Annotated in this window: 13 protein-coding genes; all 13 read right to left on the bottom strand. The window is 65.5% G+C overall.

Annotated features, from left to right (window positions below; all coding sequences use genetic code 11):
* A complete protein-coding gene (locus tag OEL49_RS00840; protein ID WP_287873768.1) occupies window positions 1-948 on the bottom strand; it encodes a helix-turn-helix domain-containing protein in 948 nt (315 codons plus the stop codon).
* Complete coding sequence (gene pilW / locus OEL49_RS00845; RefSeq protein ID WP_287873769.1) at window positions 945-1,763, bottom strand: type IV pilus biogenesis/stability protein PilW; 819 nt, start codon at window positions 1,761-1,763, stop codon at window positions 945-947. The genes OEL49_RS00840 and pilW overlap by 4 nt, the downstream gene beginning before the upstream one ends.
* Window positions 1,760-2,863, bottom strand: a complete 1,104-nt coding sequence (rlmN, locus tag OEL49_RS00850; RefSeq protein WP_014238157.1) for a 23S rRNA (adenine(2503)-C(2))-methyltransferase RlmN — start codon at window positions 2,861-2,863, stop codon at window positions 1,760-1,762. The genes pilW and rlmN overlap by 4 nt, the downstream gene beginning before the upstream one ends.
* A 71-nt stretch (window positions 2,864-2,934) precedes the next feature.
* On the bottom strand, window positions 2,935-3,363 hold the full coding sequence (ndk, locus tag OEL49_RS00855) for a nucleoside-diphosphate kinase (protein ID WP_014238158.1): 429 nt from the start codon (window positions 3,361-3,363) through the stop codon (window positions 2,935-2,937).
* Window positions 3,364-3,543: 180 nt separating this feature from the next.
* A complete protein-coding gene (locus tag OEL49_RS00860; protein WP_014238159.1) occupies window positions 3,544-3,828 on the bottom strand; it encodes a ferredoxin family protein in 285 nt (94 codons plus the stop codon).
* A 135-nt stretch (window positions 3,829-3,963) separates the two neighbouring features.
* Window positions 3,964-5,274, bottom strand: coding sequence for an FAD-dependent oxidoreductase (locus OEL49_RS00865; RefSeq protein ID WP_014238160.1), 1,311 nt, complete (start codon window positions 5,272-5,274; stop codon window positions 3,964-3,966).
* Between the two features lie 9 nt (window positions 5,275-5,283).
* Complete coding sequence (locus tag OEL49_RS00870; protein WP_287873771.1) at window positions 5,284-6,366, bottom strand: electron transfer flavoprotein subunit alpha/FixB family protein; 1,083 nt, start codon at window positions 6,364-6,366, stop codon at window positions 5,284-5,286.
* Complete coding sequence (locus OEL49_RS00875; protein ID WP_287873772.1) at window positions 6,359-7,231, bottom strand: electron transfer flavoprotein subunit beta/FixA family protein; 873 nt, start codon at window positions 7,229-7,231, stop codon at window positions 6,359-6,361. The genes OEL49_RS00870 and OEL49_RS00875 overlap by 8 nt, the downstream gene beginning before the upstream one ends.
* A 25-nt stretch (window positions 7,232-7,256) precedes the next feature.
* Window positions 7,257-7,946: a response regulator gene (locus OEL49_RS00880; RefSeq protein ID WP_014238163.1), complete on the bottom strand. Its 690-nt coding sequence runs from the start codon at window positions 7,944-7,946 to the stop codon at window positions 7,257-7,259.
* Window positions 7,943-9,442, bottom strand: coding sequence for an ATP-binding protein (locus OEL49_RS00885; protein WP_287873773.1), 1,500 nt, complete (start codon window positions 9,440-9,442; stop codon window positions 7,943-7,945). Before OEL49_RS00885 ends, OEL49_RS00880 begins: the two co-directional genes overlap by 4 nt.
* 140 nt (window positions 9,443-9,582) lie before the next feature.
* Window positions 9,583-10,866, bottom strand: coding sequence for a TRAP transporter large permease (locus OEL49_RS00890; protein WP_014238165.1), 1,284 nt, complete (start codon window positions 10,864-10,866; stop codon window positions 9,583-9,585).
* 1 nt (window position 10,867) lies between these two features.
* The gene (locus OEL49_RS00895; RefSeq protein ID WP_152088904.1) at window positions 10,868-11,608 is read right to left on the bottom strand and encodes a TRAP transporter small permease; all 741 of its coding nucleotides are present in this window, start codon (window positions 11,606-11,608) and stop codon (window positions 10,868-10,870) included.
* Window positions 11,609-11,680: 72 nt separating this feature from the next.
* Window positions 11,681-12,679 (bottom strand): TRAP transporter substrate-binding protein, encoded by a 999-nt coding sequence (locus OEL49_RS00900; protein ID WP_014238167.1) that lies wholly within the window; start codon window positions 12,677-12,679, stop codon window positions 11,681-11,683.
* Window positions 12,680-12,701 lie beyond the last annotated feature (22 nt).

The raw sequence follows: 12,701 nt of genomic DNA on the forward strand, positions 1-12,701 counted from the left end.
TCAATCGAGGCTGACGCGGGCCACGTCGTCCTTGCTGCGGGGTTCCAGAGGCACATCCCGGCCCTTGTAGGTCAGCTTGACGTGGGAAGCATTGCCCACCACCAGGGAGAAGGGAGGCACACCTTCCACTTCCCGTTCGCTGCCGGCGGGGTTGAGTTGGGAAAAGACGATCTGGCCGCTCTTGTCCTTCACTTCGACCCAGGAGGGCTGCTCGAAGCGGAACTTGAAGCGGGCCTGGCCGGCGGCCACGGCGCCGCTGGGGGCCGGGGGGGAAACCGTGACCGGGGCGGGGGCGGCCACGGCAGCGGGAGCTGCCGCTGCCACAGGAGCCGGTGCCGCGGCCGCAGCAGGCGGCACAGCGGCAGCTGGCGCCTGCTCCGGAACCCCGGTGGCGGCAGCTTCGCTGCTGTTGCCTTCGGCCGGAGCAGCAGGCGGGAAGGCCTGCTCGGGCTCCGCTTCGGCGGCGGTTTCAGCGACGGGCTCGGGCTCCGGCGCGGACTGCCAGAAATCGGCCGGCACCAGGAAATAGGCGGCCACGGCGACCCCCACCATGAGGGCGGCGCCGGCCACGGCGGCCAGATCGCGGCGCTTGCCCTGGCCCGGCTGGGGCAGGGAGGCGGCGGAGGCTTCGGGCAGCACGATATTGGGATTGTCCGGGGTCTGGGCCGCCTTGATCTGCTGCAGCAGGGGCGTGGCGTCCAGATGCAGCAGCCGGGCGTAATTGCGGATGAAGCCGAGGACGAAGGTCTGGCCCGGCAAGGCGTCCCAGTTGTCGCTCTCCAGGGCATCGACTTGGCGATAGCTGATTTTCAGCAACTGGGCCACATCGGCCACGGACATCTGACGGGATTCCCGCGCCTGGCGCAGGACGAGGCCAACACTGACCTCGGGCCGGGACTCCGCGGCGGGAGATTCCTCGGCCAGGGTTTCTTGAACGAGTTCGCTCATTCGAAATTGCCTTTCAAGAGGGCCTGGGTTTCCCGGGAGCCCGGGAAACGGCGGCGCAACTGGGCGTTGTAACTGGCCTCTTCGGCCCGGTCCCCGAGCTTGCGGGCCAGGCGCAGGCCCAGCCACAGGGATTCGGGAGTGGGATCGCTGGCCTTGTGGAATTCGCGCACCAGCCGGTAGGACTCGTCCAGGTCATCCTGGCGGTACTTGAGGCCGGCCATGGCCAAGGTGGCCTGGAAATCGTTGCGGGCGAGGCGCAGCGCCCGGAAATAATAGTTTTCCGCGCCTTTCAGGTCACCGATTTTCTCCGAGCACCGGCCCGCATTCAGATAGGCACGCTCCGGCGTCGGGTAGAGCGGGTTCTTGATGGCGTTGTTGAAGTAGGCGATGGATTCCTTCTCCCGCCCGACCTGGCAGAGGAACCAGCCGAAGTTGTTGTTGATTTCGGGGTCGTTGCCGGCAAGGGACAGGGCGCGACGGAAGCTCTGCTCCGCCGCCTCGTTTTCCCGCAGGTCCATGTGCACCAGGCCCAGCACGTTGTGGGCCGGGGCATAGCTGGAATCGGCGGCGATGGCAATGCGCAACTCCTCCAGGGCCGTGGCCAGCTGGCCGTCCTGAAAGTACAGGGCCCCCAGCTCGGTATGGATCTTGGCCGAATTGCGGGCATTGCCGGTGACCGTCATCTGGGACTGGGGACCTTCGGCCAGGGGCTGGCTGGAGGGGGCACTGGGATTGCTGTTGCAGGCCGTCACCAGGGCCGCCAGGCAGCACATCAGAAGCGGGAGCGTGGGCAGCCGGAAGGGGGTCTTGCTCATGGTCGCATCTCCTGAATCGGGATGGTCCGCCGTTCGTTGCGCCGGGTCTTGTCCTGCACCTGACCGGCCAACTGGCCGCAGGCCGCGTCGATGTCGTCGCCCCGGGTCTTGCGGGTGGTGGTGACGACGCCGGCCTGGATGAGGATGTCGGCAAAACGGCGGATGCGCTCCGCCTTGGAGCGGCGGAAGGGCGATCCCGGGAAGGGATTGAAGGGAATCAGGTTGAACTTGCAGGGCACGTCGCGGGTGATGGCCAGCAGTTCCCGGGCATGGGCATCGCTGTCGTTCACCCCGTCGAGCATCACGTATTCGAAGGTCACGAAATCCCGCGGCGCCTTTTCCAGGTAACGCTGGCAGGCAGCCATCAGTTCCGCGATGGGGTATTTCTGGTTGATCGGCACCAGCTCGTCCCGCAGCTTGTCGTTGGGGGCGTGCAGGGAGACGGCCAGGGCCACCGGGCATTCATCCCGCAGGCGGTCCATGGCTGGCACCAGGCCGGAAGTGGAGACGGTGACGCGGCGACGGGAAAGGCCGTAGGCGTTGTCGTCCAGCATCAGTTTGAGAGCGGCGACGGCGGCCTCGAAATTGGCCAGGGGCTCGCCCATGCCCATCAGCACCACATTGCTGATGATGCGCTCGGCCTTGTCCGGGTGGCGGGGATCGACCCCCAGGGCCCGGTTGGCCTGCCACAGCTGGCCGATGATCTCGGACACGGCCAGGTTGCGGTTGAATCCTTGTTTGCCGGTGGAGCAGAAGGCGCAGTCCAGGGCGCAGCCGGCCTGGGTGGAAATGCACAGGGTGCCCCGGTCGTCTTCCGGAATAAACACCGTTTCCACCGCATTGCCGTTACCCACGTCGAAGAGGAACTTGCGCGTGCCGTCGTCGGACAGCTTGTCGCTGACGATGGCCGGGGGCAGCACGACCGCATTGGCCTTGAGCATTTCACGCAGGCTCTTGGCGATGTCGGTCATGGCATCGAAATCGGCCTGGCCGAAGTGATGCATCCAGCGCAGCACCTGGCGCGCCCGGAAGGGCTTCTCGCCACGGGCGGCGAACCAGGCCGTCAGGCCTTCGGCATCGAAATCGAGCAGGTTTTGCATCTGGGACTCTGATTGGGTGAGGGGGAACAACGAAAAAGCGGGACCGTCAGACCCCGCTCACCCGACTCCGATTAGCGACCGGAGTAAACGTTCATCGCCGGGAAGAAGAAGGCGATTTCGTTGGCAGCGGTTTCGGCGGCGTCGGAGCCGTGCACGGCGTTGGCGTCGATGGATTCAGCGAAGTCGGCGCGGATGGTGCCCGGCTCGGCCTTCTTGGGGTCGGTGGCGCCCATCAGGTCGCGGTTCTTGGCGATGGCGTTTTCGCCTTCCAGCACCTGGATCATGACGGGGCCGGAGATCATGAAGGACACCAGATCCTTGAAGAAGGGACGTTCCTTGTGCACGGCGTAGAACTTGCCGGCTTCTTCGGCAGACAGCCAGGCCATCTTGGAAGCAACGATCTTCAGACCGTTGGTTTCGAAACGGGAGTAGATCTTGCCGATGACGTTCTTGGCGACGGCGTCGGGTTTGATGATGGAAAGGGTGCGTTCGATAGCCATGGTCACTCCGTGAATAGCTGGGTTTGGAAATAACTTTATATTTTACCAGACCTTAGGGGAGAACCCCAGCCCGGACGCCATTTCCGCACCTTGGCAGCACCACGGCAGCCGCCATCCCCGCCCCGGGGCCGGGACGGGAAACCGGCCGCCCTCCCCTGGCGGGAAGGCGGCCGCCGGGACTCAACCGAACTTGAAGAGGATGCCGAAGCCGGCCCGGGGATAGTTCCAGTCCACGTTGCCGTGGGTGTCGCAGACCACCCGGCAGGTACCGCATTCCAGGCAGCCGTCGGTGATCAGGCCGATCTTGCCCTCCTCGAAGGACCAGCAGCCGGCCGGACAGCAGACGACGCAGGCCCGGCTGACGCAGCCGTCGTTGCAGACGGATTCGTTCTTGATACGGATGTGGGGCCGGTCCGCATCGACCCGGTAGCGGTTCTGGAACAGCTTTTCTTCGACTTTCATCATGATCTATGTCCTTTTGAAGCGCTGCGCCCAAGGGAAACAGCGTGGAGCGCAGCGATCCTGGCCAGGCGTGCCGCCGCAGGCAGTACAGCTAGTACGGCAAGACGGCACGGCCAGGACCATTTTGTTGGCCCTTCCTCAGCGGGTGGCGCGCCACAGGCGGTAGGCATCACCCAGCAGCCCCAGCAGGCTGCGGCGTTCGCGGAAGGCGTTGAAGATGGCCTTTTCCTTGGTCGCCTTGTCCTGTCCATCCACGGTGAAGAACTCGTGGGCGGCGCCGTTGAGCAGGGCCGGGTAATCGGAGAGGAACTGGCGCTGGCTGTGCAGGGTATCCGGGATGTTGCGGTACTTTTTCAGGTCCTTGAGCACGATGCTGTCCTCCAGCCTGGCCTTGTAGCGGGCCAGGTTGGCGGCGGTGGAAGGCAGGCCCTTCTCCCCCAGTTCCAGCAGGGTTTCGGCGGCAAGGCGGCCGCTGGTCATGGCCAGGTTGGAGCCTTCCCGGTGCACGGCGTTCACGAAACCGGCGGAATCCCCCACCAGCAGCCAGCCTTCGCCGTACAGCTCGGGCAGGGCGTGGTAGCCCCCTTCGGGAATGAGGTGGGCGGCGTATTCCCGAGTCTCGCCGCCGGCGATCAGGGGTGCCACGGAAGGGTGCTGCTTCAGCTTTTCCAGCAGTTCCGCCGGGGTGGTGTTCTGCGCCTTCATGTCGGAAAGCATGCAGCCGATGCCAAGGGAAATGGAGTCCTTGTTGGTGTAGAGGAAGGCAGTACCGGCCATGCCCTGGCTGATGCTGCCCAGCATCTCGATCACCACACCCTCGCTGCCCTTCAGGTTGAAGCGGGCTTCCACGGTTTCCTTGGGCAGGAAGATGGTTTCCTTCACCGCCAGGGCCACGGCGGCGGGCTTGATGTCCTCCCGCAGGCCGGCCCGGCTGGCCACCAGGGAATTGACCCCGTCCGCCAGGATCACGGTGTCGGCGTAGATCTTGCCGTCCTCCCGGTCCACCTCGACGCCGATGACCTTGCCGGCGGCATCCCGCAGCAGGGCGATCACCGTCATTTCGCAGATCACCAGGGCGCCGGCCTTCTGCACCTGCTCGGAGAACCACTTGTCGAAACGGGCCCGGATGATGGTGTAGCGGTTGCCCGGCATCTGGTTGAAGCGGTCGGAACGGAAGGTAGTGCCGACGTAGGACTCGTCCTCCATCACCCACATGCGCTGCTCGATGACGGTACGCTCCAGGGGGGCGGAGTCGCGGAAGTCGGGGATGATCTTTTCCAGGGCGTCGGCGTAGAGGATGGCGCCCTGCACGTTCTTGGAGCCGGGATACTCGCCCCGCTCCAGCTGCAGCACCTTCTTGCCGGCCTTGGCCAGGGTGTAGGCGGCGGCATTGCCGGCGGGGCCGGCGCCGACGACGATGACGTCGAATTTTTCGATGTTCTGGGTCATGAGGATTCCTTAGCTGCCTTGGTGCGCCAGGTAGCCGGCGAAGGTGCGGCCCAGGGCCGGCAGCACCTGGTTGCAGTCGCCGACGATGGCGTAGTGGGCGAAGTCGAAAATGGGGGCGTTGGGATCGTTGTTGATGGCGATGATGCAGTCCGCCCCTTCCATGCCCACCCGGTGCTGGATGGCGCCGGAAATGCCGGCGGCGATATAAAGGGCCGGACGCACGGTCTTGCCGGTCTGGCCCACCTGGCGGTCGGCGGAAATCCAGCCGGCGTGGATGGCGGCCCGGGAGGCCCCCACTTCGCCGCCCAGGACCTTGGCCAGATCCCACACATGCTTGAAGTTCTCCGCCTTGCCCAGGCCCTTGCCGCCGGAGACGACGATTTCGGCGTAGGGCAGCTGGGGCTTGTCGCGCTGGTCGTCGGGGATGAATTCCAGCACCTTGGTGACGATGTCGGTCTCGATCAGGCCGGCCTCGAAGTCCACGATCAGGCCGGTCCGTTCCGGTTGCGGGTCGGGCATGGGCATCACCCGGTGGCGCACCGTGGCCATCTGGGGCCGGTAGTTGAGGGTGACGATGGTGCACAGCAGGCTGCCACCGAAGGTGGGACGGGTGGAGAGCAAGCAGCGGTCTTCCGGATCGATGGCCAGCTCGGTGCAGTCGGCGGTGAGTCCGGTCTTCAGGGTGGTGGCGACGGAACCGGCCAGGTCCCGGCCCAGGGTGGTGGCGCCGAGCAGGAGGATTTCCGGCTTGTGGGCATTGACCAGGTCGGTCAGGGCCCGGGTGAAGGGCACGTTGCGGTACTCGGCCAGCACCGGGCTGGCGATGCGGTAGCAGCGGTCGGCGCCGTAGGCGAAGGCGGCCTGGCACTGGGCTTCCAGGTCAGGCCCGGGAGCACCCATGACCACGCCGCACAGCTCCACCCCCAGCTGGTCCGCCAGACGGCGGCCCTGGCCCATCAGCTCCCAGGAAACGGGATGCACATGGCCCCGCTCGCTCTCGACGAAGACCCAGACGCCCCGGTAGGCCAGCAGTTCTTCATCCAGCTTGATCTTGCGCTTCTTGATGGGCTTGTCGGTCTTGGCTTCACTCATGGCGCTCTCCTGCGTTGTGACCAGCCCGCTTGTTGTCGAGCTCCTTCTTTACCTTGGGGATTTCCACCAGCACCTTGTCCAGCAGGGCCTGGGTGGCGGCTTCCGGGTTGGCGGCGTCGAACTCGATCTGCTGGGCCTTCTGGGCCCGGGGGCTGGGCACGAAGACCCGGCTGACGATGGTGGGACTACCCTTCAGGCCCACCTTCTTGATGTCTTCGATGCCGGCAGCGTTGCGATCCCAGACGCGGACTTCGGCCCGGGCGGCGCGGAACATGTCGGGGGCGCTACCGAAGCGGATTTCGTTGCTGCCTTCGAGCATGGTGATGAGGGCCGGCAGGCGGGTTTCCAGCACCTGCACCCCGCCCTCGGCGCGGCGCTCGACGCGGATGCTGTTGGCTGCCTGATCCACACTGACGATGCGGGAGACGTAGGTGAGCAGTTCCAGTTCCAGGCGCTTGGCGACGCCCGGGCCCACCTGGGCCGTGTCGCCGTCGATGGTCTGCTTGCCGGTGAACACCAGGTCCACCGGGGTCTCCTGGTGCAAGGTTTTGATGGCCGAGGCCAGCACGTAGGAGGTGGCCAGGGTGTCGGCCCCGGCGAAGAGCTTGTCGGTCACCAGCACGGCCTCGTCGCAGCCGTAGGAGAGGGCCTTGCGCAGGGCCGGCTCGGCCTGGGGCGGGCCCATGGTCAGCACCGTGACCTTGCCCCCCAGCTGGTCCTTGAGGGCCAGGGCCGCCTCGATGGCGAAGAGGTCGTAGGGGTTGATGATGGCCGGCACCCCCTGGCGCATGATGGTGTTGGTCACCGGATGGACCCGAATCTGGGCACTGTCCGGCACCTGCTTGATACAAACGACGATGTGCATGATGACGATCCGTCTAAAGTTGAAATCAGGGTAGGAAACGGTAGCCGACGCCGATTTCCGTCAGGATATGGCGCGGTTTGGCCGGGTCGGCCTCAATCTTCTGCCGCAGGTGGCCCACATAGACCCGCAGGTACTGATTGTTCTCCGCCGCCTTGCCGCCCCACACCTGGGTCAGCAGCTGGCGGTGGGTCAGCACCCGGCCCGGGTTGCCGGCCAGGGCCAAAAGCAGACGGTACTCGATCTGGGACAGGTGCAACAGTTCGCCGCCCTTCTCCACCCGGCGCCCGGCGCAGTCGATGCGCACCTCGCCGAATTCGATGAGGGGACTGCCCTCCCCCGTGGCCGCCGGCCCCCGGCGCAGCAGGGCACGCACCCGGGCCAGCAGCTCGGGCACGCCGAAGGGCTTGGTCAGGTAGTCGTCGGCGCCCGCGTCCAGGGCCGCCACCTTCTGGCTCTCCTGGGTGCGGGCGGACAGCACCAGCACCGGCGCCGCCGACCAGGCGCGGAAGTCCCGCAGGAAATCCAGGCCGTCCAGGTCCGGCAGGCCCAGGTCCAGGATGAGCAGGGAGGGTTTCAGGGCGCCGGCCTGGACCATGCCGTGGCGGGCCGAACCGGCCTCGCTGACGGCGTAGCCTTCGCTCTCCAGCACGGAGACGACGAATTCCCGGATGGACCCATCGTCCTCCACCACCAGGATGGTTTCGCTGGCGTTCATGGCGTTTCGCTTTCCAGGTCTGCCAGATCCGCCAGGTCGGGCGGGGTTTCCAGGGGCAGGCGCAGGCAGAAGCAGGCACCGCCGCCACTGCGGTTGGCGGCGCTGACGCTGCCGCCGTGGGCCTCGGCAATGGTGCGGGCAATGGCCAGCCCGAGCCCGGCCCCGGGCACGTTGGACTCGCTGCGGCCGCGGCGGAAGAGGCCGAACAGATCCTCCTCCTGGCCCGGCGCCAGGCCTTCGCCCCGGTCGCAGACGGACAGTTCCAGCCAGCCTTCGGACTGGGCCACGCGCAGCTCGATGCTTCGTTCCGCCGGGGAATACTTGAGGGCGTTCTCCAGGAGATTCCACAGCACCCGCTCGATCAGCACCCCGTCGATATGCACCGGCGGCAGGTCCGGGGCGATGTTGATGACGATCTCCCGCCCCCCGGCGTGGGGCTCCAGCAGCCCCATGGTGGCGCCGATGACCTCCTCGATGGGCTGCCATTCCTTCTGCAGCTCCACACTGCCGGAGCGCAGCCGGGCCATTTCCAGCAGGTTGCCGAGCAGCTGGTTGATGGCCAGGGCCTGGTCCCGCAGGCGCAGCAGCATGGATTTCTGCTTGTCGGCACCGGCCACCTTGCCCAGGGCCAAGCCGTCGGCCATGCCCACCAGGGCCGTGAGGGGCGTGCGTAGATCGTGAGAGAGGCTGGCAAGGATGGTGCCGCGCAGGGTTTCGGCCGCCACCCGCAATTCGCTCTCGCGCACGGCGGCGGCGTACTGGGTCCGCTCCAGGGCCACGGCCACCACGGAGGCCATGGTGTCCAGGGCCTCCCGATATTCGCCGTCGTCCAGGGTGCCGCTGTCCACCTCGAAGCCGAGCAGGCCCTGCAGGTCCCGGGTGCCGGCCAGGGGCAGGAGGGCCCGGGAAATGCCCGGCGCCGGGCTGGGAATGGCCACCAGCTGGCGCCGCTCCAGACAGGCCCGTACCAGGGCCTTGGTGATGAAAGGCGGCGGCTGGTCCCAGGTGGCCGGCTCCAGCAGGCGGATGCGGCGGGCACCGAGGGCGTCGGCGAGGAAGCGGCGGCAGGTCTGGGTCACCTCCTCGGCGGTCTGGCTGCCGGCCAGGTGCTTGGCCAGTTCGTAGAGGGCCCGGGCCCGCCGGGCCCGGTCGCGGGCCAGTTCCACCTGGGTGCGCAGGGCGGCGGTGAGATGGCCCACCACCAGGGCCACCACCACCATGATCACCGCTGCCATGACGTACTGGATTTCCGTGATGGCGAGGGAGAAATGGGGCGGTACGAAGACGTAGGCGAAGGCCAGGCTGCCGGCCAGGGCGCAGGCCACGGCGGGGCCGCGGCCGAAGTGGCCGCCCACGGCCACCACCGCCAGGACGTAGAGCAGGGCCAGGTTGGAGAGGTCGATCTCAGCCCGGAACGGGGCCGCCAGCGCCGTCCCCAGGAGGACGAAGAGCATGCCCATCAGGTAGCCGGAGAAGCGCTGCAGGAGGTGCCCCATGGCCGAATCAGCAGGAAGAAGCCGGAATCATGGGCACCATGCTAGCCCGAGCCGTATAAAAGCACTGTAAAAAATGGGCGAAAAAAAGCGCGCGGCGGTTTCCCGCACGCGCGCCAACTCAACGCAAGGGTGATTCTTTGCTACAGCATGCCCAGGGTGCGGGGCAGCCACAGGGACAGGGTGGGCCAGTAGGTGACCAGGCCCAGGAAGCAGAGCATGGAGAGCAGCCACGGCCAGACGGCGATGGTCAGCTCCGTAATCCCCATCTTGGTGATGCCCGAAGCCACATAGAGGTTGAGGCCCACCGGCGGGTGGCACATGCCCACTTCCATGTTCACCACGATCAGGATGCCGAAGTGCACCGGGTCGATGCCCAGCTTGACGGCCACCGGGAACAGGATCGGCGCCATGATCAGGACGATGGAGGAAGGCTCCATGAAGTTGCCGGCCACCAGCAGCAGCACGTTCACCGCCAGGAGGAAGGCGATGGGGCCCAGGCCCTTGTCCAGCAGCCATTCAGCCAGCAGCTGGGGGATGTTCTCGTTGGTCATGAGGAAGGAGAACAGCACCGCGTTGGTGATGATGTACAGCAGCATGGCGGACATGTTGGCCGAATCCAGCAGCACCTTGGGGATCTGCTTGAGGCCCATGTCCTTGTACACGAACACCGCCACGATGAAGGCGTACACCGCGGACATGGCCGCTGCCTCGGTGGGGGTGAACATGCCGGTGTAGATACCGCCCATGACGATGACGATCAGCATCAGGCCCCACACGGACTTGCGGAAGGCGACCCAGCGCTCGCCCCAGGAAGCCTTGGGCATGCGCGGATAGTCGAACTTCTTGGCCCGGTACCAGGTGACCATGCCCAGGGTGAAAGCCAGCAGCAGACCGGGAATCACGCCGGCCATGAACAGGGCGCCCACGGAGGTGTTGGTGGCCACGGAGTACATCACCATGACGATGGAGGGCGGGATCAGGATGCCCAGGGCGCCGGAGGTGGTGATGACGCCCGCACCGAAACGGTTGGGGAAGCCTGCCCTGACCATGGCCGGCAGCAGGATGGAGCCGATGGCCACCACGGTCGCCGGGGAGGAGCCGGAAACGGCGGCGAACAGGGCGCAGGCCAGCACGCCGGCAAGGCCGAGGCCGCCGTAGAAGTGGCCCACCATGGCGCTGGCGAAGTTGATCATGCGCCGCGCCACCCCGCCGTGGGTGAGGAAGTTGCCGGCCAGGATGAAGAACGGGATCGCCATGATCTCGAACTTCTCGATGCCGGTGAACAGCTTCAGGGCCACCGATTCGATGGGCACCTGGGTCATGGTGAAGAGGAAGGTCAGTACGGTCAGACCCAGGGAAATGGAAATGGGCATCCCCGTCAGCATCAGCGCCAGGAGGAGGCCGAAAATGATTGCGGCGTTCATGTTATTGGCCTCCGTTCTTGTCGTCGCGCTTCACACCGTGGGGCGTGTCTGGCTCCATGGGCACTTCCTTGCGGCCAGCGTCCACGTGTTCCAGTTCCTCGGCGGCCTGGATGGCCTCGCCGATGGAGTAGGTCTTCTCTTCCTGGGCCAGTTCCTCTTCCAGACCTTCCACATGGCCGTGGTCGTGGTGGGGCAGTTCGCCGGTCTTGAGGAAGGAGACGGCCACCTGCAGGAAGCGGAAGCACATCAGGTAGGAGCCCAGGGGCACGGCGGAATAGACGATCCAGGTCGGCCATTCCAGGTCCGGTGTGATGGGGCCTTCGAAGAGGTCCGGCGCTTCGATGCCGAACCAGTGGAAGAACTGGTAGTGGGCGCCGTTTTCCCAGACGAAGGTGGCACCCAGGGTGCCGACGATGCCGGTGAAGGTGGCGCCGGCGAGCAGGCCGAACAGCACGAACTTGGCGCGGTTGGCAGTCTTCAGGCGGTTGATGACCACATCGACGCCGACGTGGATGCCGGTGCGCACGCCATAGGCGGCGCCGAACTTGGCCATCCACACGAACATGATGATGCACAGTTCCTGGGCCCAGCTGAAGTTGAGGCTGAGCAGCCAGTCCTGCAGGCCAGGAATGTCGTAACCGGAAAGATAGCGATGCACCACGGACAGGAAAATGATGACCGTGGCCGCACCCATCAGGAAGGTGATGATGGCTTCTTCCAGGTGATTGAGCAGCTTATTCATGACAGAACTCCCCCTGCCCTCACAAAAACGCCCGCCCCAGTCTGAGGCGGGCGTCCTCGCGGGCAGAATGTTTTACTGGGCGGTGAAACCGGTTTCCTTGTAGATGGACTGGATCAGATCCTTGCCGATCCGGTCAGCCATCTTGGCGTGCACCGGGGTCAGTGCCTTCTTGAAGGCTTCGCGCTCTTCCTTGGTGGGCACGTAGACCTGGGTCTTGCCGCTCTTCTTCACGGATTCCAGATCCTTGTCGTTCTGTTCCTTGGCGATCTTGTTGGCGTAGGTGGTGGCGTCCTTCATCGCGGTTTCGAGCTGGCCGCGCACATCGGCGGGCAGACCGTCCCAGAACTTCTTGTTCACGATGACGGCGTAACCCAGGTAGCCGTGGTCGGTCAGGGTCAGATGCTTCTGCACTTCATGCATCTTCTGGGTGTAGAGGTTGGAGATGGGGTTCTCGGTACCGTCCACCACGCCAGTCTGCAGGGCCTGGTACACCTCGGAGAAGGCCATCACCTGGGGCAGGGCGCCCAGGGAGCGCATTTCCTCTTCCAGCACCTTGGAGGACTGGATGCGCATCTTCTTGCCCTTCAGGTCAGCCGGGGTCTTGATCGGGGTGTTGGCGGAGAAGGACTTGAAGCCGTTGTCCCAGTAGGCCAGACCCTTGATGCCCTTGGGTTCCAGCTTGGCCAGCAGGGCGGCGCCGACGGGGCCGGTGGTGACCTTGTGCAGCTCTTCGTAGTTGTCGAAGATGTAGGGCAGGTCGAAGGCTTCGAATTCACGCACGCCCAGGGGACCGAACTTGGCCAGGGAAGGTGCCAGCATCTGCACGGCGCCCAGCTGCAGGGCTTCCATTTCTTCCTTGTCCTTGTAAAGCTGGCTGTTGGGGTAGACCTCGACCTTCACTTTACCCTTGGTCAGTTCGGCAGCCTTCTTGGCGAAGAAGTCGGCGGCCATGCCCTTGGGCGTATCCACGGCCACCACGTGGCTGAACTTGATGACGATGGGCTGCTGGGCCATGGCCCCGCAGGACAGGACTCCGGCCAACAGGCCGAACATGAGATGGGACATCTTCATATTTTCTCCTCCGACAAACAGT

The sequence above is a fragment of the Azospira sp. genome (assembly GCF_030247495.1).
GTDB classification, from domain to species: Bacteria; Pseudomonadota; Gammaproteobacteria; order Burkholderiales; family Rhodocyclaceae; genus Azospira; species Azospira oryzae.